This window comes from Bradyrhizobium sp. SZCCHNS3002 (genome assembly GCF_032377435.1).
Lineage (GTDB): Bacteria > Pseudomonadota > Alphaproteobacteria > Rhizobiales > Xanthobacteraceae > Bradyrhizobium.
The window spans coordinates 158891-183391 of the sequence record NZ_JAUHHY010000011.1; the positions used below are offsets into that span (position 1 = coordinate 158891).

22 protein-coding genes are annotated in these 24501 nt (G+C 66.1%); 14 read left to right on the plus strand and 8 right to left on the minus strand.

The genetic code is table 11. The features are described from left to right. Nucleotides 1–70: 70 nt before the first annotated feature. The 5 genes from QW845_RS23670 to rpsO all read left to right on the plus strand — a co-directional run bounded on the left by QW845_RS23670 (nt 71) and on the right by rpsO (nt 5580). Entirely contained in the window at nt 71–784 is a 714-nt protein-coding gene (locus QW845_RS23670; RefSeq protein ID WP_315803932.1) for an RNA-binding protein, read from the plus strand. Between the two features lie 77 nt (nt 785–861). Beyond that, nucleotides 862–3624: a translation initiation factor IF-2 gene (infB, locus tag QW845_RS23675; RefSeq protein WP_315803933.1), complete on the plus strand. Its 2763-nt coding sequence runs from the start codon at nt 862–864 to the stop codon at nt 3622–3624. 161 nt (nt 3625–3785) lie between these two features. Then, nucleotides 3786–4202 (plus strand): 30S ribosome-binding factor RbfA, encoded by a 417-nt coding sequence (gene rbfA, locus QW845_RS23680; RefSeq protein WP_315716923.1) that lies wholly within the window; start codon nt 3786–3788, stop codon nt 4200–4202. Then, nucleotides 4202–5308 carry a tRNA pseudouridine(55) synthase TruB gene (gene truB / locus QW845_RS23685; RefSeq protein ID WP_315803934.1) on the plus strand — a complete coding sequence of 369 codons (1107 nt, stop codon included), beginning with the start codon at nt 4202–4204 and terminating at the stop codon, nt 5306–5308. Before rbfA ends, truB begins: the two co-directional genes overlap by 1 nt. 2 nt (nt 5309–5310) lie before the next feature. Then, entirely contained in the window at nt 5311–5580 is a 270-nt protein-coding gene (gene rpsO, locus QW845_RS23690; protein ID WP_015663225.1) for a 30S ribosomal protein S15, read from the plus strand. Between the two features lie 208 nt (nt 5581–5788). Here the strand turns inward: rpsO and QW845_RS23695 are convergent, their stop codons facing one another. After that, nucleotides 5789–5941 (minus strand): hypothetical protein, encoded by a 153-nt coding sequence (locus QW845_RS23695; RefSeq protein WP_315803935.1) that lies wholly within the window; start codon nt 5939–5941, stop codon nt 5789–5791. On the opposite strand from QW845_RS23695, the gene pnp reads away from it, so the two are divergent. From pnp to QW845_RS23715, 4 genes are all read left to right on the plus strand, one after another. Further along, nucleotides 5940–8096, plus strand: coding sequence for a polyribonucleotide nucleotidyltransferase (gene pnp / locus QW845_RS23700; protein WP_315803936.1), 2157 nt, complete (start codon nt 5940–5942; stop codon nt 8094–8096). The two genes, QW845_RS23695 and pnp, sit on opposite strands and share 2 nt — an antisense overlap. Before the next feature lie 147 nt (nt 8097–8243). After that, nucleotides 8244–8714: a GNAT family N-acetyltransferase gene (locus QW845_RS23705; protein ID WP_315803937.1), complete on the plus strand. Its 471-nt coding sequence runs from the start codon at nt 8244–8246 to the stop codon at nt 8712–8714. A 115-nt stretch (nt 8715–8829) separates the two neighbouring features. Continuing rightward, the gene (locus tag QW845_RS23710) at nt 8830–9669 is read left to right on the plus strand and encodes a hypothetical protein (RefSeq protein ID WP_315803938.1); all 840 of its coding nucleotides are present in this window, start codon (nt 8830–8832) and stop codon (nt 9667–9669) included. Between the two features lie 74 nt (nt 9670–9743). Next, entirely contained in the window at nt 9744–10559 is an 816-nt protein-coding gene (locus tag QW845_RS23715; RefSeq protein WP_315803939.1) for a hypothetical protein, read from the plus strand. 18 nt (nt 10560–10577) lie between these two features. Here QW845_RS23715 and QW845_RS23720 read toward each other — a convergent pair whose 3' ends face one another. The 4 genes from QW845_RS23720 to fabA form a co-directional block, all read right to left on the minus strand. Continuing rightward, entirely contained in the window at nt 10578–12563 is a 1986-nt protein-coding gene (locus QW845_RS23720; protein WP_315803940.1) for an autotransporter outer membrane beta-barrel domain-containing protein, read from the minus strand. Nucleotides 12564–12788: 225 nt separating this feature from the next. Beyond that, a complete protein-coding gene (gene fabI / locus QW845_RS23725) occupies nt 12789–13589 on the minus strand; it encodes an enoyl-ACP reductase FabI (RefSeq protein ID WP_315803941.1) in 801 nt (266 codons plus the stop codon). Nucleotides 13590–13735: 146 nt separating this feature from the next. Beyond that, nucleotides 13736–14959 carry a beta-ketoacyl-ACP synthase I gene (gene fabB / locus QW845_RS23730; protein WP_315803942.1) on the minus strand — a complete coding sequence of 408 codons (1224 nt, stop codon included), beginning with the start codon at nt 14957–14959 and terminating at the stop codon, nt 13736–13738. 76 nt (nt 14960–15035) lie between these two features. Further along, nucleotides 15036–15557, minus strand: coding sequence for a 3-hydroxyacyl-[acyl-carrier-protein] dehydratase FabA (gene fabA / locus QW845_RS23735; protein WP_315803943.1), 522 nt, complete (start codon nt 15555–15557; stop codon nt 15036–15038). 455 nt (nt 15558–16012) lie between these two features. On the opposite strand from fabA, the gene irrA reads away from it, so the two are divergent. Further along, nucleotides 16013–16483, plus strand: a complete 471-nt coding sequence (gene irrA / locus QW845_RS23740; protein ID WP_315803979.1) for an iron response transcriptional regulator IrrA — start codon at nt 16013–16015, stop codon at nt 16481–16483. Nucleotides 16484–16590: 107 nt separating this feature from the next. Here the strand turns inward: irrA and QW845_RS23745 are convergent, their stop codons facing one another. Continuing rightward, nucleotides 16591–17076, minus strand: a complete 486-nt coding sequence (locus tag QW845_RS23745; RefSeq protein WP_315803980.1) for an SH3 domain-containing protein — start codon at nt 17074–17076, stop codon at nt 16591–16593. A gap of 413 nt (nt 17077–17489) precedes the next feature. Here QW845_RS23745 and QW845_RS23750 point away from each other — a divergent pair, with 413 nt between their 5' ends. Beyond that, a complete protein-coding gene (locus QW845_RS23750; protein WP_315803944.1) occupies nt 17490–18491 on the plus strand; it encodes a D-glycerate dehydrogenase in 1002 nt (333 codons plus the stop codon). Between the two features lie 127 nt (nt 18492–18618). On the opposite strand, the gene QW845_RS23755 is transcribed toward QW845_RS23750, so the two are convergent. After that, entirely contained in the window at nt 18619–19548 is a 930-nt protein-coding gene (locus QW845_RS23755; protein WP_315803945.1) for a LysR family transcriptional regulator, read from the minus strand. 122 nt (nt 19549–19670) lie between these two features. On the opposite strand from QW845_RS23755, the gene QW845_RS23760 reads away from it, so the two are divergent. Next, a complete protein-coding gene (locus QW845_RS23760) occupies nt 19671–20675 on the plus strand; it encodes an aldo/keto reductase (protein ID WP_315803946.1) in 1005 nt (334 codons plus the stop codon). A gap of 252 nt (nt 20676–20927) precedes the next feature. On the opposite strand, the gene QW845_RS23765 is transcribed toward QW845_RS23760, so the two are convergent. Then, the gene (locus QW845_RS23765) at nt 20928–21731 is read right to left on the minus strand and encodes a molybdopterin-synthase adenylyltransferase MoeB (protein WP_315803981.1); all 804 of its coding nucleotides are present in this window, start codon (nt 21729–21731) and stop codon (nt 20928–20930) included. A 151-nt stretch (nt 21732–21882) separates the two neighbouring features. Here QW845_RS23765 and QW845_RS23770 point away from each other — a divergent pair, with 151 nt between their 5' ends. Continuing rightward, nucleotides 21883–23232, plus strand: a complete 1350-nt coding sequence (locus tag QW845_RS23770) for a peptidoglycan-binding protein (protein ID WP_315803947.1) — start codon at nt 21883–21885, stop codon at nt 23230–23232. A gap of 451 nt (nt 23233–23683) precedes the next feature. Further along, complete coding sequence (locus QW845_RS23775) at nt 23684–24487, plus strand: ParA family protein (protein ID WP_315803948.1); 804 nt, start codon at nt 23684–23686, stop codon at nt 24485–24487. Nucleotides 24488–24501: the final 14 nt, after the last annotated feature.

Genomic DNA, 24501 nt, shown 5'->3' on the forward strand with positions numbered 1-24501 from the left:
TCGCCCCATGGACACCGCAATGCCCCCCACCCTGACCCAGCTCGCTTGAGATGAGGAGCCGCATCACCGCATGCTCGCTTTGGCCGACCCCGAGCTCGACAATGGACCGCGGACCGAAAAGTCCGCGACCATGCGCATGTGCGCGGTCAGCCGCGAAGTGCGGCCGATCGGCGAGCTGATCCGCTTCGTCGTCGGCCCGTCGGGCGAGGTCGTGCCCGACATCAAGCGCAAGCTGCCGGGGCGGGGCTTGTGGATCACCGCCTCGCGCCAGGCGGTTGCGGAGGCGGTGCGGCGTCACCATTTCAGCCGAGGCTTCAAGACCAACGTCCGCGTCCCGCCTACCCTTCCCGAAGACCTGGAAGCCTTGCTGGCCCGCAGCGCGATCGAAGCGCTGGGGATTGCCGCCAAGGCGGGCGAGGTCGTCTCCGGTTTCTCCAAGGTGGAAGCGGCGCTGTCGCAGCGGCAGTCACGGTCGACCTTGGCAGCCCTCGTCCATGCTGCGGACGGTGCAGCCGACGGGATCCGCAAGCTCGACGCGCTGGTGCGGCCGAACGCCGAGGGTCAGGGCCAAGCCCCGACAATTCCGATCATCTGCTGTCTCACTTCGGCAGAATTGGATTTGGCACTTGGGCGCTCAAATGTGATACATGCTGCCGTGCTCGCAGGCCCGGCGAGCAGGACATTCCTGTCGCGCAGCCAGACACTGGTCCGATACCGGTCGGCCGACGCTGACAAGATTGCCGGAACCGCGGCCACGAAATCTGCTTCGACTTCGAAGACATAGCGACGAATACGCGACGATTGCACGAATGGGACGGTGCGGCAGACCCGCACGCAGGTAAACGAGATTAGGACGACTGAATGGCCGACAACAACACTCCGGGCGACAAGAAACTGAGTGTCCCGACCAAGACCTTGACGCTGAAGCCGCGCGTCGAGACTGGCACGGTGCGCCAGAGCTTCCCACATGGCCGGAGCAAGCAGGTGGTGGTCGAGAAGCGCGGCACCAAGCGCCGTGTTGGCGATGGGGCGCCCGATGCGCCGCACGCGCCGGAGCCGACCGTCGCCAAGGCGCCGACGCCGCCGCCGGCGAGCAACCGCCCGTCCGGGCCGCGGTCGTCCGGTCCACAGCGCAGCGGCTCCGGCGTCGTGCTCCGCACCCTGACAGAGGACGAGCGCTCGGCGCGCGCCAGCGCGCTGGCCGACGCCCGCGTGCGCGACATCGAGGAACGCCGCCAGGCCGAAGAGGAAGCCCGCCGCCGCGCCGAGCGCGAAGCCGCCGAACGCGCCGAGCGCGAGGCTGCCGAGGCGCGCCGCAAGGCCGAGGAAGAGCGGCACCGTCACGAAGAGGAAGCCAAGCGCAAGGCCGAGCTCGAGGCCAAGAAGCGGTTCGGTGAAGGCGAGGCGCCCCGTCCGGCGACATCCGCGCCGCAGCCCGCCGCGACGGCACCGGCCCGCTCGACGCCCGCCCCCGGCAGGCCCGTCGGCGCACCGGGCAGCCGGCCGCAGCAGATTGGTGGTCCGAGCTCGCGGCCCGGCGGCGCTCAGCCGGCGGGCGCACGCCCGGCCGGCGCCCGTCCTGCCGCCGGCGGTCCGCTCGGCCGCGCGCCGGCGGCGGTTGCCGCCGGTCCGGACGAGGATGAGGGTCCGCGCCAGATCCGCAGGGGTCCCGGTGGAGCCGCACGTCCCGCGCCGCCGCCGAAGACCACGCACAAGCCGGGTCCGCAGAAGCAGCGCGGCCGCCTGACGGTGGTCACGGCGCTCACGGCCGACGATGTGCGCGAGCGCTCGATCGCGTCGTTCCGCCGCCGCACGCAGCGCCTGAAGGGCCATGCCGCCAACGAGCAGAAGGAGAAGCTCGTCCGCGAGGTGACGATTCCGGAAGCCATCACCATCCAGGAGCTGGCGAACCGCATGTCGGAGCGCGCGGTCGACGTGATCCGTCTGCTGATGCGCCAGGGCGCGATGCACAAGATCACCGACGTGATTGATGCCGACACCGCGCAGCTGATCGCGGAAGAGCTCGGCCACACCGTCAAGCGCGTCGCCGCCTCGGACGTGGAAGAGGGCCTGTTCGACGTCGTCGACGATTCGACCGACACCGAGCCGCGCTCGCCGGTCGTCACCGTGATGGGCCATGTCGACCACGGCAAGACCTCGCTGCTCGACGCGCTGCGCCATGCCAATGTGGTCTCGGGTGAAGCCGGCGGCATCACCCAGCACATCGGCGCCTATCAGGTGACGGCGCCGGATTCCGGCAAGAAGATCACCTTCATCGACACGCCCGGCCACGCCGCGTTCACCGCGATGCGCGCCCGCGGCGCCAAGGTCACCGACATCGTCGTGCTGGTGGTCGCGGCCGATGACGGCGTCATGCCGCAGACGATCGAGGCCATCAACCACGCCAAGGCGGCGAAGGTGCCGATGATCGTGGCGATCAACAAGATCGACAAGCCCGACGCCCGTCCCGAGCGCGTCCGCACCGAGCTGCTCCAGCACGAGGTGCAGGTCGAATCGCTGGGCGGCGAGGTCGTCGACGTCGAGGTGTCCGCCAAGAACAAGACCAATCTCGACCGTCTGCTCGAGATGATCGCGTTGCAGGCCGACATCCTCGACCTCAAGACCAATTCGGATCGCCCGGCCGAGGGCACCGTGATCGAAGCCAAGCTCGATCGCGGCCGCGGCCCGGTTGCCACCGTGCTGGTTCAGCGCGGCACCTTGCGGGTCGGCGACATCATCGTCGCCGGCGCCGAGATGGGCCGCGTCCGCGCGCTGATCTCGGACCAGGGCGAGACGTTGCAGGAGGCAGGCCCGTCGGTGCCGGTCGAGGTGCTCGGCTTCAACGGTCCGCCGGAAGCTGGCGATCGTCTCGCCGTCGTTGAGAACGAAGCCCGTGCCCGCCAGGTCACCAGCTACCGCGCGCACCAGAAGCGCGAGAACGCGGCCGCCTCGATCTCCGGCATGCGCGGTTCGCTCGAACAGATGATGTCGCAATTGAAGACCGTGGGCCGCAAGGAATTCCCGCTGATCATCAAGGCCGACGTGCAGGGCTCGCTGGAAGCCATTCTCGGCTCGCTGGAGAAGCTCGGCACCGAGGAGGTCGCCGCCCGCATCCTGCATGCCGGCGTCGGCGGCATCAGCGAGTCCGACGTCACGCTGGCCGAAGGCTTCAACGCCGCGATCATCGGCTTCTCAGTGCGAGCCAACAAGGAAGCGGCCGCGCTCGCCAAGCGCAACGGCATCGAGATCCGCTACTACAACATCATCTACGACCTCGTGGATGACGTGAAGAAGGCGATGAGCGGTCTGCTTGCGCCGACGCTGCGCGAGACCATGCTCGGCAATGCGCAGATCCTCGAGGTGTTCAACATCTCCAAGGTCGGCAAGGTCGCCGGCTGCCGCGTCACCGACGGCACTGTCGAACGCGGCGCCAATGTCCGCCTGATCCGCGACAACGTCGTGGTTCACGAGGGCAAGCTGTCGACGCTGAAGCGCTTCAAGGACGAAGTGAAGGAAGTGCAGGCCGGCCAGGAATGCGGCATGGCCTTCGAGAGCTACGGCGACATGCGTGTCGGCGACGTCATCGAATGTTATCGCGTGGAGACTATCCAGCGCTCGCTGTAAGTCCGAATCCTACAGAGCGCTGCAATTCGAGTGAGCAGCGATTCCGTGCAGATGCGGAATCGCTGCGCCTCTTGAACTTAACGAAGCGTCGTTGAACTCAATCAGAATGATCCTCTCGCCCGCGTCAGCGCCGGGCGACGATCCATTGGATTTTTTGAAAAATGCCTCGCCATCACCAGAGGGGAAGCGCCGCTTCCGGCGGCTCGCAGCGTCAGTTGCGCGTGGCCGAGACCGTGCGTCACGCTGTCGCCGACATTCTCAGCCACGGTGACGTGCACGATCCGGACCTGGAGGGACACATCATCACGGTGCCCGAAGTCCGCATGTCGCCCGACCTGAAGCTCGCCACGATCTACATCATGCCGCTCGGCGGACAGGATACGGACGTCGTGCTCACGGCGCTGGAGCGCAACAAGAAGTTCCTGCGCGGCGACATCGCGCGGCGCGTTAACCTGAAATTTGCACCTGACATCCGCTTCCGCGTCGACGAGCGATTCGACGAAGCGGAACGGATCGAGAAATTACTGCGAACACCCGCGGTGCAGAGAGACCTCAATTCGGATTCGGAAGAGAGCTGATGACCATTCCCCCCGAAACCGGCACTGTCGACGCGCCGAGCGCCGAACCGACCACGGCCAAGACGATCCATTCTGCCGACGGACGCCCGTTGCGCGACAACAATGATCCGCGCAACAAGCAGCGCCAAGGAAACGGTCAGGGCAACCAGCCGCGCCGCGATCGTCGCGACGTCCATGGCTGGGTCGTGCTCGACAAGCCGATCGGCATGACCTCGACCCAGGCCGTGGCGGTGGTGAAGCGCCTGTTCCAGGCCAAGCGCGCCGGCCATGCCGGCACGCTCGATCCGCTCGCCTCCGGCGGCCTGCCGATCGCGCTGGGCGAAGCCACCAAGACGGTTCCCTTCGTGATGGACGGCCGCAAGCGCTACCGCTTCACCGTGACCTGGGGCGAGGAGCGCGATACCGACGACACCGAAGGACGGGTCGTCGAGACCAGCGACAGCCGGCCGGATGCCGCGGCGATCCGGGCGCTGCTGCCGCAATTTACCGGCCGGATCGAGCAGACGCCGCCGCGCTATTCCGCGATCAAGGTCCAGGGCGAGCGCGCCTATGATCTCGCCCGCGACGGCGAGGTCGTCGAGCTGCAGCCGCGCCCGGTCGAGATCCATGAACTGACCCTCGTCGACCAGCCCGACACCGACCATTCGGTATTCGAGGCGGAATGCGGCAAGGGAACCTATGTCCGGGCGCTGGCCCGCGACATGGGCCGCCTCCTCGGCTGTTACGGCCATATCAGCGCGCTCCGGCGGACCCTGGTGGGTCCGTTTACCGAGAACGACATGATTCCGCTGGAACAGTTGGAGGCTTTGTGCAATAGAGCCGCGTCCGGTGAGGGAAGCCTCGCCGACGCACTCCTGCCCGTTGAGACCGCGCTGGACGACATCCCGGCACTGGCCGTCACTCGGGCTGATGCGGCAAGGCTCCACAGGGGCCAGGCCGTTTTGTTGCGCGGACGGGATGCGCCCAATAGTAGCGGCACAGTCTATGTCACGGTCGCAGGCCGCCTTCTGGCGCTTGCCGAAATTGGCAATGGCGAACTCATCCCCAAGCGCGTGTTCAACCTGACCGGACTGACTGCCAGCTCCGGTCGCAACGAAAGAGACTGACGATGTCGGTGACCGCAGAGCGCAAGGCGGAAATCATCAAGGCGAACGCCACCAAGGCCGGTGATACCGGTTCTCCCGAGGTGCAGGTTGCGATCCTGTCGGAACGCATCAACAACCTGACCGGCCATTTCAAGACCCACGGCAAGGACAATCACTCCCGCCGCGGCCTCCTGAAGCTGGTGTCGACCCGCCGTTCGCTGCTGGACTATCTGAAGAAGAACGACGAGGCGCGCTACAAGGCGCTGCTCGAGAAGCACAACATTCGTCGTTGAGCTTCGCTATGGAATGAGCGCGCGCGTCATTGCGCGCGTTGACGACATGATCCTGAGGACGCCGCACGCGCGGCGTTCGCTCATCCGGGATCATGCGGTCTGGCCGGATCTGGAAAGAAGCGGATACGCTCTTCGACTGATCCGACCAGGACCATGCAGTACGCTTCAGCAGCAATCCGGCCGCTGGGCGTGACGGGCAAGGTGCCCGTTATTTACGAGAAGGATGGACGCCATCCGAAATAAGAAAACCATGGCAGGATCGCAGGCCGCTGATCGCATTCCAGCGCCCCGCAATCTTGCGCATGGTTTTTTTGTTTCTGGGGAGTCCGCCTTCGATCATCTCATGAAAGAAGATACCCATGTTTACCAAGCATTCCGTCGAGATCGACTGGGGTGGGCGTCCGCTCAAGCTGGAAACCGGCAAGATCGCCCGCCAGGCTGACGGCGCCGTCGTCGCCACCTATGGCGAGACCGTCGTGCTCGCGACCGTCGTCGCCGCCAAGGCGCCGCGGGAGGGCGTCGACTTCCTGCCCCTGACCGTCGACTATCAGGAAAAGACCTACGCCGCGGGCCGCATTCCCGGCGGCTATTTCAAGCGCGAGGGCCGTCCGACCGAGAAGGAGACGCTGGTCTCCCGCCTGATCGACCGCCCGATTCGCCCGCTGTTCGTCGATGCCTGGCGCAACGAGACCCAGGTGATCGTGACCGTGCTGTCGCACGACATGGAGAACGATCCGGACATCGTCGCGCTGGTCGGCGCGTCGGCAGCGCTGACCTTGTCGGGCGTTCCGTTCAAGGGCCCGATCGGCGCGGCCCGCGTTGGCTTCGCCAATGACGAATATATCCTCAATCCGACCCTCGACGAGATGGCCGACACCCAGCTCGACCTGGTGGTCGCCGGCACCTCGGACGCCGTGCTGATGGTGGAATCGGAGGCCAAGGAGCTCAACGAGGACATCATGCTCGGTGCGGTGATGTTCGGTCACCGTCACTTCCAGCCGGTGATCAACGCGATCATCGAGCTCGCCGAAAAGGCCGCCAAGGAGCCGCGCGACGTCGCGATCATCGACAACGCCGCGATCGAGAAGGAGATGCTCGGGATCGCCGAGCAGGACCTGCGCACCGCCTACGCGATTCCGATCAAGCAGCAGCGCTATGCTGCCGTCGGCGCCGTCAAGGAAAAGGTGATGGCCTACTTCTTCCCCGAGGGGCAGGAGCCGAAATACGACAAGCTCCGTATCGCCGCCGTGTTCAAGGAGCTCGAGGCCAAGATCGTCCGCTGGAACATCCTGGACACCGGCAAGCGGATCGACGGCCGTGACGCCAAGACGGTGCGCAACATCGTCTGCGAGGTCGGCGTGCTGCCCCGCGCCCACGGTTCGGCGCTGTTCACCCGCGGCGAAACCCAGGCGCTGGTCGTGACCACGCTCGGCACCGGCGAGGACGAGCAGTACATCGACGCGCTGTCGGGGACGTACAAGGAGACGTTCCTGCTGCACTACAACTTCCCTCCCTACTCGGTCGGTGAGACCGGCCGTCTCGGCGGCACCAAGCGCCGCGAGATCGGCCACGGCAAGCTCGCCTGGCGCGCCATCCACCCGGTGCTGCCGCCGCACCACGAGTTCCCCTACACGACGCGCGTCGTGTCGGAGGTGACCGAGTCCAACGGTTCGTCGTCGATGGCGACCGTGTGCGGCTCCTCGCTGGCGCTGATGGATGCCGGCGTGCCGCTGAAGCGGCCGACCGCGGGCATCGCGATGGGTCTGATCCTGGAAGGCAGCCGCTTCGCCGTGCTGTCCGACATCCTCGGCGACGAGGACCATCTCGGCGACATGGACTTCAAGGTCGCGGGCACCGAGAGCGGCATCACCTCGCTGCAGATGGACATCAAGATCGAGGGCATCACCGAGGAGATCATGCGGGTTGCGCTGGGTCAGGCCCGCGAAGGCCGCATCCACATCCTGGGCGAGATGTCCAAGGCGCTGACCGCCGCGCGCGCCGAACTCGGCGAATACGCGCCGCGCATCGAGACCTTCAAGATCCCGACCGACAAGATCCGCGAAGTGATCGGCACCGGCGGCAAGGTGATCCGCGAGATCGTCGAGAAGACCGGCGCCAAGGTCAACATCGAGGACGACGGCACCGTGAAGGTCGCCTCCAACGACGGCGAGGCGATGAAGGCCGCCATCAAGTGGATCAAGTCGATCGCCTCCGATCCGGAGGTCGGCCAGATCTATGACGGCACCGTCGTCAAGGTGATGGAGTTCGGCGCCTTCGTGAACTTCTTCGGCACCCGCGATGGCCTCGTGCACATCTCGCAGCTCGCCGACAAGCGCGTGCAGAAGACCACCGACGTCGTCAAGGAAGGCGACAAGGTCAAGGTCAAGCTGCTCGGCTTCGACGACCGCGGCAAGACCCGGCTGTCCATGAAGGCGGTCGACCAGACCACCGGCGAGGATCTCGAGGCCAAGCAGAAGGACGCGCCCGCCGAGGCGCGCGAAGCCGCCGGCGAGTAAAGCCGGGGCACCCTTCGAGTGAAACACAAAGGGCGGCTTTCGAGCCGCCCTTTTTTGTTGTCCTATCGGTCGCACACCCTCGCGCGTCCCAGGTCATGGCTGCGGATGCAGAGGCCAGGCCGTCACCCCCGCTTCAGGTCACCCCACATGCACCATCCTGTCATCCGCCCCGCTCGCCCGGACGAATACGACGCCATCGCGAGGCTCTGGATGGAGAGCTGGTGCTCGACCGGGCTGGAGCGCCCGAGCGACACGCTGCTGAGCCTGCTCAAGGAGCGCGTGCCGCGCGAGATGGAGGGTGGCTGGAGCCTCTATGTCGCTGATGACGGCGGCCAGCTCGCGGCGATGCTCGCGATCAACGTGCCCCTGCTCTATCTCGACCAGCTGATGATCGCCCCGTCGCATCAGGGCCGCTCGCTCGGCCGCCGCCTGCTCGCCTTCACCCGCGAGCTGCTGCCCGACGAGGTCTGGCTGCGTTGCGCCGAAGGCAACGGGAAGGCGTGGCGCTGGTACGAACGCGAGGGCTTCGTGCTGGAAAAGAAGCAGGCTGATCCGCTGCACGGCCGCATCATGAAATATTATCGATGGAAGCGTGGCGACCGGGCGGCGGACTCATGATCGCGGAGCGTGCAAGCGCTGATCTTGCACGTGTCGGCCGGAAACCGTTGCGTGCGCCTTCGCGGGCGAACTAAGTTCGGGTTCCCGCTCGCTTCGTCAATCTCGAACATCCGCCATGTCCGCACCGCTCCTGCTGATCCCCCGTCTTGCGCTCGTCGGTCTCGCTGCTGCCTTCACAACTGCGGCTTGGGCCCAGGCTCCGTCGACGATGACAGCCCCGGCCAAGGCCGCGCCCGCCGCCAAGAAGTCCTCGGGAAAGAAGCCGGCGGCGAAGCCGATCGCTGTTGAAAGCGGTCCCTGCCGGCTGGGCGTCATTGCCGCGCTCGGCGACCAGCTCGCCGTCAGCAAGTTCGGCCTCACGGTGTTCGAAACCGAAGAGGACGAGGTCACCCTGCCGGGTTGGGGACTGGACGACCTCGCCGTGGCGCGCGTGCGTGCGGCGACCGCCGGCGATCCGACCGTCCGCAGGGTCGGCTATCCCAAAGGCGCGTTCGAGCCCTACTACCATCCGACGTCGCGCTTCCTGCCCGATCCGAAGGAGAGCCTGACCTCGATCGTGCGCAACGTCACCACGAATGCAAATTGCGAACGCTACCTCGTGGTCACCAGGTTCGAGGCGACCATTCCCAACACCACCCTGAGGCTCAGGGGCATTGGCGCTTACAATCAGGGCCTCGGATCACTCATCCGGCACTCGCACCTGTTCGCGAACGTCAACATCACGCTGATCGACGGCCATTCCTACGAGAAGATCGGCTCATTCTCGGCGGATACCGGCGCACGGCTGGCCGAGACCATGAGGCTCACCGAGGATCCCCTCAACAAGCTCGACAATGCCGACTTCCCCGAGCCTCTTGCCGCCGCAGCCACCAGCACCGTGCTACGCGAACGCCTGCGCAGCCTGGTCGCGGCGAAGCTCGATCGCGACCTGCCGAGCTACCTGAAGATCGAATGAGCCGTCGCCCGCTGTCATACGCCTCGAACGGGCTTCACCGTCCGCATTCGTTTCTCCCAGCACGAGTTTTCCCAGTGACGATTTCACGCCTGCTCGCGCCGCTGCTCATTGCCGTGCTCTGGTCGGGCACCAACGCCCTGGCGCAATCGTCACCTGCGCCGCTGAGCGCCAAGCCTGCGGCAAAGCCGGCGGCCGGCGTTGCCAAGACCGCCAAGCCGGCAAGGGCCGTCCGCGAGGGCGGACCGTGCGAGCTCGGGGTGATCTCAGCGCTTGGCGATGTCTTCACGGTGCAGAAGAACGGCATGACCCGCCTGGGCAACGAGTACGCCGAGGTGCCGGTCTCCTGGGGATTCGACGATATCGTCTATGCGCGCGTGAAAGCAGCCGCGGGTGATGCCGGGATCCGCCGCATCGGCGTCCCCAAGGGAGCATTGGATCCGTTCTATCAGTCACCCCCGATCAAGGCTGAGAACGGGAAGCTCACGTCCATCGTCAGGAGGGTGGCCGGTTCGGCGGGGTGCGCTCGTTACCTCGTGATCACCCGCCGGACCGACAGCGAACCCTCGACGAACGACGAGGTCACCGGCGTCGGCGTCATCAACCGGGGCGAGGGATTTGGCCGGATCAGCCACGTCTTCATCATGATCGATATCCAGCTCTATGACGGCGCGACGTTCGAGACGCGCGAGCCCGCCACGAGTTCCAAGGCGCTGCTCTCGCGGCTGACGTCCGGCGTCGGACCGCCGTCTCATGCCGGCGACGTCGACAACTCCGCATTTCCCGCCTCGCCGCCGGATGCCGCGAACAACAACGTGCTGCGTGACATGGCGCGCTCGATGCTCAAGTTCCGGCTCGACCAGCGCCTGCCGGCCTATTTCGGGGGCGAGTAGAACCATCAGCTCGGCGCGTCATAGCCTGATCTTCAGCACCGCATGGCCTGACTGCTGGACGAGGCCGGACGGCGTCGCGTTGATGCCGTAGCGAACGCTGAGGTCGAGGCGATCGTTGCCCGCAGCGACAAGACCAAGCCCGGCCGAGTAGACCCAGGGCGACAGGCTGAGGCCCCGGGTGACGAAGCCGTCGCCGCCGCCGGAGAAGGCGGCGCCGATCTGCAATGCCTGGTTCAGCGCGTTGTAACCGACGCCGACATCGCTGATCAGACGAACCTGCGTTGTCGGCGCATAGACCGCTTTCAGCTGCGCCGTCGTCACGAGTTCCTGATAGACCTGAGGATCGACGTTGAGGCTGAAACCGCCGGCACCGCCTTCCCGATAGGAGCCGCTGCGAACCGTGCCGTAGTCCAGGCGCAGTGCAGGAACGAGCGCGAGGTCGTCTCGCAGCGGAATGCGGGTCTTGATGCCCGCACCGGCGTGGCCGTTGTAGGAACGATAGCTGCCGCCGGCCGACGCGCCCATGAAGTTCAGCGACCGGCTTTCGCCGTTGTCGCTCGATCCGCCGTCGAGCTGATAGTCGAAGGTGACATCAGAAGTGACGGCGTAGGCCCCATAGAGCCCGAGCTGATAGGAGGCGAGACCGAGACGGTTTGGCACCGCATCATCGCTTCCGCTGATCGTGTGATGAGAATAGCCAAGAACGCCGCCGATGATGGCGCGGGACGAGACGGCGACATCGGCGCCGAGCGCCAGACCCGCGCCGGCGGCACTATACCCGGGAACACCATCACGTCCCGTCTGCTGCGTGGTGCCGCCGAGAGGCTGCATCCAGACATTGCGGCCAGCAGCCCAGCCGATGCTGCTGACATCATCGAGCCTGTTGGTCATCGTCTGCCGGAACGCCTGCTGGCTGACATAGGTCGCCTGCGACGCCGCCCCGGTCAGCACCGGCAGCGCCTGCTTGACGGCGGCACTGAGCGAGGGACCGCTGAGATTGTCGAGCGCGGCAAATCCCGAGACCATCGATCCGCTCCAGCCGGCCGACGTCATCGACAGCCGGTACAGCACGTCGGCGGCTTCCAGGCCGACGCGGCCGCCGGCCGACCGAAGCGCAGTGCCATAGGGCTGGATTAGCGACATCGTCGCCAGATCGCCGGTCATGCTTCCCGTGAGATCATACGTCGAGGTGACCATCTGCGCATTCGACGCATTGCCGCTCATCGCGCCATAGAGGCTGGTCAGGCTGCCACGCGACAGCGTATTGAACAGCACGCTTCCCTCCGGGGTGACCGAGCCGAGCAGGGTGAAGCCACCGGCCGTGCTGCCCGTCGGCGCGACGCCCGCGCCCCAGAAATAGCCGTTCTGATAGTTGGTGATGACGAAGCGGCCCGGCGCCTGCGTGCCGAACAATGTCGGACTGACGATCCGCCACGGCGTGCCGGCGGTCCATGCCCATTGCGGGACGGAGTTGGCCGGCACCGGTGCTGACGGCGGCGGCGTGAAGGTCGCGGGATCATAGGGCAGCATGTAGGCCCAATGCGTCACCAGCAGGCTGTCGCCGGTGATCATCTGCATTTCCATGCTGGTCACGCCGTTGACGTTGCGCATATAGCCGAGCCCGACGGTCGCAGTGCCGCCGCCGGTCGGCGTGAACAGCATGGTGATCTGGCCGCTGGTGGTGACGAAGCCCTGGATGGTCGAGGTGTCCGTCAGCAGCGCCGGGCCGATCCTGAGCTGCGCGACGCTGGTGCCGGTGAAGGCGCCGTTGGTTGCGGTGCCTAGGGTCCACAACGTCTGGTCACCGATCGGGACCGGATTGGAGAAGCCCGTCTTCGGCGACAGGTAGGCGAGCAGCTGCGCCGTCGGCACATACCAGTTGGTGTTGGAGATCGTGGAGTCCCAGACGCTCGATTGCGCCTGCGCCGCCCCGGCGCCTCCTGCCGCTAGCGCAATGCCGGTCATCGCGCAGAGAGCGATGACACGGGCTTTCGAACGCAGCATCAATCGCCCCCACGACCTGTCTTGCTGCCGGCGCGAGCGGCTGATTGACGGTCGCGGCCGATGCACCGGCCCTGATGCATCGCAGCGTCGTCGCAAAACCCAACCGCAAGAGTGGCGCCAATGACTCCTGATTAGCCGCTTAGGAACATTGCCTTCAACTGGGAAAATTTGGGTGGATCGGGGACGAAGTCTCGCGCCCCCCGATACCGCCGATGCGCGCGGAGGTCAGTCCGCCTTGAGATCCTCAGGGCGCGGCATCGAGATCACGTTGTAGCCGGAATCGACGTAGTGGATCTCGCCGGTGACGCCACCGGACAGCTCCGACAACAGATACAGCGCGGAGCCGCCAAGCTCCTCCAGGGTCACGCCGCGGCCGAGCGGCGAGTGCTTCTGCTGGAACGCGAACATGAAGCGGGCGTCGCCGATGCCCGAGCCCGCCAGCGTGCGCACCGGGCCGGCCGAGATCGCGTTGACGCGGATGCTGCGGCGGCCGTAATCGGCGGCAAGATAGCGCACCGAGGCTTCCAACGCGGCCTTGGCGACACCCATCACGTTGTAGTTCGGCATCACGCGGTTGGAGCCGTCGAAGGTCAAGGTGATCATGCTGCCGCCGCTCTCCGGCATCAGCTCGGCGGCGCGCTTGGCGATCTCGGTGAAGGAGAAGCAGGAGATCAGCATCGTGCGCGCAAAATTCTCGCGCGACGTGTCGGCATAGCGGCCCTTGAGCTCGTTCTTGTCCGAGAAAGCGACGGCGTGGACGATGAAGTCGAGCCCGCCCCAGGCTTCGCGCAGCGAAGTGAACACGCCATCGACGCTGGCGATGTCCTCGACGTCGCAAGGCAGCACGTGCTTGACGCCGAGCTCGTCGGCCAACGGGCGGACGCGCTTGCCGAGCGCGTCGCCCTGATAGGTGAAGGCCATCTCGGCGCCATGCGCAGCCAGCGTCTTGGCGATGCCCCAGGCGATCGAATGGTCGTTGGCGATGCCCATCACAAGCCCGCGCTTGCCCTTCATCAGACCCTGCATGATGTCTCTCCTTCGTCATGCCGGGATCGGCCCAGCCAGGATGATCGTTCCGCCTTCGAGACGCCAATGGCCGGACATCGGTGCGAAGAATGAGCTTCGCGCTGCTGCCCGGCCATGATGCCGACGAAACCAGTGCTATTGAAATCTTAAGCGTCGAGCTGCTTGAACACCAGCGTCGCGTTGGTGCCGCCGAAGCCGAACGAGTTCGACAGCACGGTGCCGAGCTTGGCGTTGTCGATGCGCTTGCGCACGATCGGCATGTCGGCGAAGGCGGGATCGAGCTCGGTGATGTTGGCGCTCTCGCAGATGAAGCCGTTCTTCATCATCAGCAGCGAATAGATCGCCTCCTGGACGCCGGTGGCGCCGAGCGAGTGGCCGGTCAGTGCCTTGGTGGCGGCGATCGGCGGGCACTTCTCGCCCGATCCGAACACCTTGCGGATGGCCTCGATCTCCGGCGGATCGCCGGCCGGCGTCGAGGTCGCGTGCGGATTGATGTAGTCGATCTTCGTCTTCACGGTCGACAGCGCCATCTTCATGCAGCGCTCGGCGCCTTCGCCCGACGGCGCCACCATGTCGTAGCCGTCCGAGGTCGCGCCGTAGCCCGCGATCTCGCCGTAGATCTTGGCGCCGCGCGCCTTGGCATGCTCAAGCTCTTCCAGCACCAGGACGCCGGCGCCGCCGGCGATCACGAAGCCGTCGCGCGTGACGTCATAGGGCCGGGATGCAGTCGCAGGCGTGTCGTTGTGCTTCGACGACATCGCGCCCATCGCGTCGAACAGCACCGACAGCGTCCAGTCGAGCTCCTCGCAGCCGCCGGCGAACATCACGTCCTGCTTGCCGTACTGGATCATCTCGTAGGAATTGCCGATGCAATGATTGGACGTCGCGCAGGCCGAGGAGATCGAGTAGTTGACGCCCTTGATCTTGAACCAGGTCGCCAGCGTCGCCGAGGCCGTCGACGACATCGCCTTCGGCACGGCGAACGGACCGACGCGCTTCGGGCCCTTGGTGCGGGTGATGTCGGCCGCTTCCACCAGTGTGCGCGTCGAGGGCCCGCCGGAGCCCATGATGATGCCGGTTCTGACGTTGGAGACGTCGGTCGGCTCCAACCCGGAATCGAGGATGGCCTGCTCCATGGCGACGTGATTCCACGCGGCGCCCTCGCCGAGGAAGCGCATGGCGCGGCGGTCGACCACGTCCGCGGGATTCAGCGTCGGCGCGCCTTGCACCTGCGAACGAAACCCAAGCTCGGCATATTTCTCAGCACGGGAGATGCCGGACTTCGCCTCGTACAGGCTGGCAAGCACCTCCTGGGTGTTGTTGCCGATCGATGAGACGATGCCCATGCCCGTGATGACAACCCGCCTCATGATGTCCGCCTCACCTTGCTCGTGTGTTGTGTTGCAGTCGTGCCTGCTGCACTGTCTGTGGTCGCAGCCTGCCGGTTCAAGTCGGCGCGGCGTCCTGCTTGAACAGGCCGACCTTCAGGTCCTTGGCGCGATAGATAATCTCGCCATCCATCGAAAGCCACCCGTCGGCAATACCGAGCACCAGCTTTGAGCGCATCACGCGCTTGATGTCGACGTTGTACACAACCTGGCGCGCGGTCGGCAGAACCTGGCCGGAAAACTTGAGATCGCCGAGGCCCAGCGCGCGGCCGCGCCCTGCGCCGCCCGTCCAGCCGAGGTAGAAGCCGACCATCTGCCACATCGCATCGAGGCCGAGACAGCCTGGCATCACCGGATCATTCTTGAAATGGCAGCCGAAGAACCAGAGATCCGGCTTCACGTCGAGCTCGGCGCGGACGACACCCTTGCCGTACTCGCCGCCGGTCTCGGAGATCTCGACGATCCGATCGAACATCAGCATCGGCGGCAGCGGCAGTTGCGCATTGCCGGGGCCGAACAGCTCCCCGCGGCCGCAGGCCAGCAGGTCCTCGTATTCATATGCGCTGCGCCGATCCAGCATGCTTGGTGGCCTTTCTCAACGATCCCCGGTGGAATTTGTGCCGCGCGACATGGACCCTTCCCGCGCGCCGCCCCCTTCCGCGCCGCGCTGGCCGGTCATCGCGTCGGCACGAAGGCTGGGCCATCGCACCTGGCGAACATGACCGCTGTCGGCGGCGGGCTTAACGACGCCTGGATTCGCGCACATGGCCATCACGGCCGCCGGCGCTCACCATGGCAGGGCAAATCGGGTCCGGGCGCTCTCTAACATAGAGGATTGCGGCGTCAATGCGCGTATCCAGGTAAATCGACGCAGCACCGGGCCCCGCGCCCGAACCGGGCGGCAAATGCAGTTTAGGGGCGTTCTAGATACGTTAGTTGCGATAAGCTTGCATCTGAATGGGTTTCTTCCTATATCAGTTGTGGATGAGAGCGAATTGTGCGGTGCTTGAAGTGGATGTCAGCAACAACGCCTCGATGAATGGTCATGATCGCGGCAACCCGGATCTCGGGAGCGGCCGGCAGCCGGCACTCAATGGCTGCCCATGGCACGACGTCAACGAGATGCTGCAGGCGGCCGGGCTGCGCCCGACCCGCCAGCGCATGGCCTTGGGCTGGCTGTTGTTCGGCAAGGGTGCGCGGCATCTGACCGCCGAAATGCTCTATGAGGAAGCGACGCTGGCCAAGGTTCCGGTCTCGCTCGCCACGGTCTATAATACGCTGAACCAGCTGACCGACGCCGGTCTGCTGCGCCAGGTCAGCGTTGACGGCACCAAGACCTATTTCGATACCAACGTCACCGCCCACCATCACTTCTATCTCGAGAACAACCACGAGCTGGTCGACATCCCTGACCAGCATCTGGCGTTGTCGAAGCTGCCGGAGGCGCCCGAAGGTTACGAGATCGCCCGGATCGACATGGTCGTCCGGCTGCGCAAGAAGCGTTGAGCCTCCGGAACATCGTCATAGAAGCATCATGCCCGCAGCCGCTGCGGGCATTTTTGTGTCGGGCGCGCGTCAGGACAGAGGTCAGCGCATGGTGCTGACCTGGGCCTTCAATTGACCTGCTCGTCGGCGTAGACGCCCCACAGCCGCTGCTGCTGGATCCAGCCTTCGAAACCATTGCCGAGCACGTGGCACCAGCCGTTGCCGCATTTCTTCACTTGCGCGACGACGCCGGCCTGCAGCCGCGCGGTGACCCCGCTCGTGGCGTCGGCGCTCTCGTAGATCGGGGCGAGATCGTCCTTGTTCTTCATCGTGACCACCGCCGTGCGGCGCCCCGACAGCAAGGAGTGATAGACCCACCCCTCCGAGCCTTCGGAATCGCGCACGCGGCGCCAGTTCTCATATTCCGCGGTGATCTCGACCGGCAGGCCGGAGCGCGTATAGACCCAGGCCACGTCGTTATCCTTGGTCGGACCGGCGCGAACGTTCACATGATCCGACTTCAAGCTGACATAGCGCGGCACCGGCAGGCCGCTGGTGGTGAGAACGGAGTCCTTCGCCGCAACGCGGCCCCTGCCGACGGCAACGTCGAACAGACAGACCAGCAGCACCACGACAGCACCCAAACGCCACAACGTCGATTTACTCAACTTACTCTCCCTCGAAAGGATCGACCCGCGCTCCGATCAAGGCGGATTGCGTTGCGATCCTTCGCCCGATCCCCATCGAACCGCCCGGCTGCCCCCCTTCGTGCTCGGAGAGGGCTTGCCGAAAGCGCCAGTCCCGACCCGTCGTTGGCTTCTTGTCTTGGCCCGGCCTTCTGCTAGACAGGACCGAACACAAGCGGCCAGGAAGCGCCTGAGAATCGCTCGCGAAGCCCTGTCAGGGACGGATCGGCCCACCTGCGAGATCCGACACGACCAGTCCAGGGAAGCGCCGCTCTCAGGCGACGACGGTAGTTTCGGCGAACCCGGTTAATGAGGTCTGAAGGATCTCATGAGAGCAGCACATGTCAGGTAGGAAAAAGCCCCTCGTCGTGGTGACACGCAAGCTGCCGGACTCGGTCGAGACCCGCATGCGCGAGCTGTTCGACGCCAGGCTCAATCTCGACGACGAGCCGATGAGCCAGGAGCAGCTCGCCGATGCCGTGCGCACCGCCGAGGTGCTGGTTCCGACGGTCACCGACCACATCAGCGCCGACATTCTCAATCAGCCCGAGTGCAAGCTGCGCATGATCGCCAACTTCGGCAACGGCGTCGACAACATCGACGTCGCGGCGGCGGTGGCGCGCGGCATCACCGTCACCAACACGCCGAAGGTCCTCACCGAGGACACCGCCGACATGACCATGGCGCTGATCCTCGCCGTGCCGCGGCGGCTGATCGAGGGCGCCTCGGTGCTCACCGAGGGCAAGAACTGGGCGGGCTGGTCGCCGACCTGGATGCTCGGCCACCGCATCGGCGGCAAGCGGCTCGGCATCATCGGCATGGGCCGCATCGGCCAGGCGGTGGCGCGGCGCGCCCGCGCCTTCGGCCTGCAGATCCACTATCACAACCGCCGACCGGTCGCGCCGGTGATCGCTGACGAGCTCGGCGCCACCTATTGGGAGAGCCTCGACCAGATGCTGGCGCGGATGGACATCATCTCGGTCAACTGCCCGCATACGCCGGCGACGTTCCATCTCCTGTCGGCGCGCCGGCTGAAGCTGATCCGCAAGGACGCCTACATCGTCAACACCGCGCGCGGCGAGGTGATCGACGAGGAGACGCTGACGCGGCTGATCGAAGCCGGCGACATCGCCGGCGCCGGCCTCGACGTGTTCGAGCACGAGCCGGCGGTGAACCCGCGCCTGGTGCGGCTCGCCAAAGCCGGCAAGGTGACCCTGTTGCCGCACATGGGCTCGGCCACGATCGAGGGCCGCGTCGAGATGGGCGAGAAGGTCATCATCAACATCAAGACCTTCCTCGACAACCACCGCCCACCGGACCGCGTGCTGCCGAGCATGCTGTAGGCCGACCAGCCATCTCGGCAATCGGTGTCGACCCTGCGAACGCAGGACCCATACCGCGCGATGTCTGAAAACGGGCACGCGGCTGATCGCGCATAACGTATTCAGTTCGGTGGCTATGGATCCCGGCTCAAGGCCGGGACGACAGCTCGGTCCGGCCGCCCGCCCGCTTCCGCCACTCGCCGACGAAAGACACGAACGCTGCCAGCGCCGGCGGTGGTTGGCGTCGGCTCGGATAATACAGATACGGCCCGGGGAACGGCGGACACCAATCGTTGAGCACGCTGACGAGGCGGCCATCCGCCAGCGCATCACGCACATGTCCTTCGAAGGTCGCCCAATAGCCAACGCCGTCACAGGCGGCACGGAAGGCCAGACCGAGCTGGACCGCGATCAGCCGAGCCGGCGGTGCGATCCTGATCACCTGCCCGTCCTTCTCGAACTCCCATTCCAGCATCGCACCGGACGAGAAGCGCGTCCGAATGCAGCCATGCTGCAGCAGGTCGCGCGGATGCGCGGGACGGCCATGCTGCGCAACATATTGCGGTGAGGCGACGATGGCGTAGCGCTGCGTTTCGCCGAGCGGTACGGCGATCATGTCCTGCGCCAGGTGCTCGCCATAGCGCACGCCGGCATCGAACCCGGCCTGCACGATGTCGACAAAGCCGCTGTCGGCGACGATCTCGAGCTCGATCAGCGGATAGGCCTGAAGGAACGGCGCGACCATCGGCGCCAGCACCAGATCGACCGCAGGCGGCGGCGCATTGATGCGCAGGCGTCCCGCCGCGACCTGCTGCTGGCCGCGCACCTGATGGATCGCCGCTTCGATCTCGGACAGCGCAGGCTCGAGCCGTGCCAGCAGCGCCTCGCCGGCCTGCGTCAGGCCGACGCTTCGCGTGGTCCGGTTGAGCAGCCGGACGCCGAGCCGCTGCTCCAGCTCCTTGAGCCGCTGGCTCAGGCTGGATGCCGCGAGCCCCTGCTCGCGCGCGGCGCGGCGGAAATTGCCGCTGCGAGCCACGGCAGCAAAGGCTTGAAGATCACGGAGGTCCGGCTCGCTCATTGTTCGGCATGCTGAACAGTCCATTCGGAATTGTCCAGCTTTTCGACCCGCGGAAATCCGCCGATATCCGCGTTGTCCGGGCGGACCAGCAGGCCGCCTGCGCCAGCAAGAGGAGATTGATCATGCAAACCCGCCAACTCGGCTCGACCGGCCCCGAGGTTTCGGTCATCGGACTAGGCTGCATGGGCATGTCGGACTTCTACGGCCCCACCGACCGGTCCGAGAGCATCGCTACCATCCACGCCGCGCTCGACGCCGGCATCACGCTGCTCGACACCGGCGACTTCTACGGGATGGGCCGCAACGAAATGCTGATCCGCGAGGCGCTGGCCTCGGCCGGTCCGCGCAACGTGCAGATCTCCGTGAAGTTCGGCGCGCTGCGCGGCCCCGACAGGAGCTGGCTCGGCTATGACAGCCGGCCCGAGGCCATCAGGACCTTCCTGTCCTATTCGCTGCAGCGGCTCGGCGTCGACGCCATCGACATCTATCGCCCGGCGCGGCTCGATCCCAAGGTGCCGATCGAGGAGACCATCGGCACGATGGCCGAGCTGAAACAGGCCGGCTACATCCGGCATATCGGGTTGTCGGAGGTCGGTTCCGAGACGATCCGCCGGGCGCACAAGGTGCACCCGATCGCGGATCTGCAAATCGAATATTCGCTGATCTCGCGCGGCATCGAGAGCGACATCCTGCAAACCTGCCGCGAGCTCGGCATCGGCATCACCGCCTACGGCGTGCTGTCGCGCGGACTGATCAGCGGCCACTGGTCGAAGGACCGCGCCAATGCCGCTGATTTCCGTGGCCATTCGCCGCGTTTCCAGGGCGACAATCTCGACCGGAATCTTACCCTCGTGGACACGCTGCGCAGCATCGCCGACGAGGTCGGCGCCACGCCGGCGCAGGTCGCGATCGCCTGGGTGGCCGCGCAGGGCAACGACATCGTCCCGCTGGTCGGCGCCCGCCGCCGCGACCGCCTCGACGAGGCGCTCGGCGCGCTCTGCGTCAAGCTCACCGAAGTGCAACTCGCTGCGCTCGACAAGGCCTTCCCGATTGGCGTCGCGGCAGGCGAACGCTATCCGGAGTCGCAGCTGGTCCACATGGACAGTGAGCGCGGGAAGCGAATGTGAGCCGAGACCGGGCAAGCCCCTCGGCGTCGTCCCGGCGAACGCCGGGACCCATATCGCGTGACGTCTGAAACGGGCAGGCCGTCAATTCCGCGCGCCTCATCACGCTCACGGAGTATGGATCCCGGATCGGCGCCGCGCCGACGCTATCGCGTCGCCCCGGCTTGTCCGGGACGACAGCGGAGAGTGAGGCGAGAGTCTCTCAACTCATGACCGACAACTAGATGCGTGGCGGCCTCTCGGCTCACGCACACCTCACTTTCGGTGCGCACTCAAATCCGCAATCACAGGCCCGTCGCCATTCAACGGGTTCGCCGGATCGCGCCCGTAGCGCAGCGTCTCGAACCGCATCGTGCGCGCGTCCAGCATCAAGAGCCGTCCCACCAGACCCTCGCCGAAACCGACGATCTCCCGGATCGCCTCCAGCGCCATCATCGATCCCAGCATGCCGGCGAGCGCGCCCATGACGCCGGCTTCCGCGCAGGCCGGCACCGTGCCCGGCGGCGGCGGCTCGGGGAACAGGCAGCGATAGGTCGGATTGAACTGGCCCTTCTCGTTCCGCTCATGCGCGCGGATCGTCGTCAGCGACGCATCGAAAGTCCCGAGCGCGCCGGTGATCAGCGGCTTCTCGGCCAGGAAGCAGGCGTCGGAGACGAGATAGCGCGTGTCGAAATTGTCGGAGCCGTCGAGCACGAGATCATAGCCGCCGATCAGATCGAGCGCGTTGTCGGCATTGAGCCAGCTTCGATGCGCCACGACGCTCACATGCGGATTGAGCGCATTGATGCGCTCGGCGGCGCTCTCGACCTTGGGCCTGCCGATGTCGGGGGTCGCATGGATGACCTGGCGCTGCAGGTTCGACAGCGATACGACGTCGTCGTCGACCACGCCGATCGTGCCGACGCCGGCGGCGGCGAGATACATCAGTGCCGGCGCGCCGAGGCCGCCTGCGCCGACCACCAGCACCGCGGCGCGCTTCAGCGCCGCCTGACCGGGACCACCGACATCGCGCAGCACGATGTGACGGGCATAGCGCTCCACTTCTTCGTCGCTCAGCATCGTTACACCGTCCTTCCGCCGCCGCATCGCTGTCAGCCCATTGCCGGCCCATGGCGAAGACGGCGGATCTCCGCACTGAACCCTCGCCGGATTGTGACCGACCAAGCAGATGTGCTTATTTAGCGGCGCGGCAAGAGCATCGGGATTTGTCATGAGACGGCTGGCCACGGCAACCTTCATCTGCGGGATCGCCGCGTGCACGTCGGCGCAGGCACAGACGCCCGCGACGCCTGCCAAACCCAAGCCGGTCGCAACCCAGCCGGCGCGCCCGGGCGTGCAGGCGCCCGCCGACACCGCCAACGGGATGAGCCAAGCGGAGCGGCTCGCGCTGCAATCCGATCTCGCCTGGGTCGGCCAATACAATGGCGCCATCACCGGCGACGTCAGCGAGCGCATGGTCAATGCGATCAAGGAGTACCAGAAGCTCTCCGGCGGCAAGCCAACCGGCGTGTTGAACCCGCAGGAGCGCGCCGTGCTCGCCGACACCGCACGCCGCAAGCAGGAGGGCGTCGGCTGGAAGCTCGTGACCGAGCCGGTCAGCGGCGCACGGCTCGGCATCCCGACCAAGCTGGTGCCGCAGCAGACCAGCGACGGCACCGGCTCGAAATGGACATCGCCCACCGGCACCGTGCAGGTCGTGCTGTCGCGCCGCAAGGAAGCCAACCCGACCACCGCGGCGCTGGCCGACCGTGAAAAGAAGGAAGCCGGCCGCACCGTCGACTACAGCGTGGTGAAGCCCGACTTCTTCGTGCTCTCGGGCCTGCAGAACCTGAAGAAGTTCTACATCCGCGGCACCTTTCGGGGCGATGAGGTGCGCATCCTGACCATCCTCTACGACCAAGCGACCGAGAACACGGTCGAGCCGGTCGTGATCGCGATGTCGAGCGCCTTCACCGCGTTCCCGTCGACATTGGCCGCGCAGCCCGCGCCACGGCGCCGCGTCGATTACGGCACCGGCATCATCGCCACCCAGGACGGCGCCATCATCGCCGATCGCGAGGTGACCGACGGCTGCGTGGCAATCACCATTCCCGGGTTCGGCCATGCCGAGCGCATGGCCGAGGACAAGGAGCGCGGCCTTGCGCTGCTGCGCATCTACGGCGCGCGCGGCCTGAAACCGCTGGCGCTGTCGGGCGGTAGTGCGAAATCGTCGGTCGACATCGTCGGCATCGCCGATCCGCAGAGCCAGGGCGGCGGTGCAGCGATCAGCACCGTCAAGGCGCAGTTCGCCGCCAGCAGCGCCGGCGACGCCTCGCTGGCGCCGGCACCCGGGCTCGGCTTTTCCGGAGCGGCGGCGCTCGACGGCGACGGCAAGTTCGTCGGCGTCACCTTGCTCAAGCCCGGCGTCCTCGCGGGCACGGCACTGATCCCATCGACACAGGTCGTGATGGTCAGCGCCGATACGACGCGCGCGTTTCTCGCCTCGCATGATGTCAAGCCCGACGGAACCTCGCTCGACGCCAAGGCGGCCACGGTGCGCGTGATCTGCGTGCGGAAGTAGAGCCTGCGCCAAACCGGTTCGGCATCGCGATCGTGCCGCTGCGCACCGCGGCGCGGCAGCGTTTACGCAATGTTAAGCATGTCGTTTTAGAAAAAATTAAGGGCCCAACGGCGGCCGGCGGGGATCGGACGTGCAGCATCGCGACTGCATGGGATGATGCTCGGCGATGCCGATCGCTCGCCCGCGGCTCGCTGCCGCTCAACTTCCTAGCACCTTGCTATCAACTCGGAACGGCTCCCGCCGTAGTCAACCGGTCTGTGCAGGCACAGGCCGAGCGTGAGATAGTTCGAACAGTTTTGTCGGCGTGCTGATTCGGACCACCGCGATCCCTCTGTTAGTTGGATCGGGCCGGGACTGTCCTGAGCGAGAATAGCTCCGCACCGCGCAACCGCGATGCACTCAGCTTTGGCGTTCTCATAAGTTCCGTCAACATCCGAAGGACTGTCTCCCGATGTACACGATCGTTTTGGCCACGCAGAAGGGCGGCAGCGGCAAGAGCACGCTGGCGATTGGTCTGGCCGTGGCCGCGCAGCAGGCCGGCCACAAGGTGCGCGTGATCGAGACCGACCGTCAGGGCACGCTGACCAAATGGCAGGCGCGCCGCGCCGCGGGCGAGCCGATCGTCGAAGCCGGCTACGATGCCAAGATGATCGAGCCTCGCCTCGAAGCGCTGGCCCGCGACGGCTTCACTGTCTGCGTGATCGACACCGGGGCCGGCATCACGGCGTCCACGACGGCCGCGATCCGCCACTGCGATCTGTGCCTCATTCCGGCGCGTCCGAGCGTCGCCGACATCGAAGCGACAGCACCGACCTTGAGCATCGTGCGCGCCTGGCGCAGGCCGTTCGCCTTCGTGCTCAACCAGGCCCCGATCCGCGGCGGCCATCGCGTCACCGATGCGACGACTGCGCTCGACGCCGACGCGCCACGAGACATCGCGGAGGTGCTGGCGCAGCCCTTCATCATGATGCGCAACGACCACCAGGACGCGCTCGCCGCCGGTCTCGGCGTCAGCGAGTTCGATGCGGCCGGTAAATCGGCGCAGGAGATTCGCAGCCTGTGGCGCTGGACCGCCGGCAAGCTCGCCGGCGACCACGTCATGCACGACGCGGGCGAACTGAAGGACGCGAGCGAGCACGCCGAGGTGGAATTCCCGATCATGCTGACGCCGCCCACCGAGGAAGCGAAACTGCCGGTGGCGCGGGTGTATCCGACCTGGGCCGACAACGGCATTAACTGGAAGGCGGGATTGTAGTCCTCGTTAGTTGG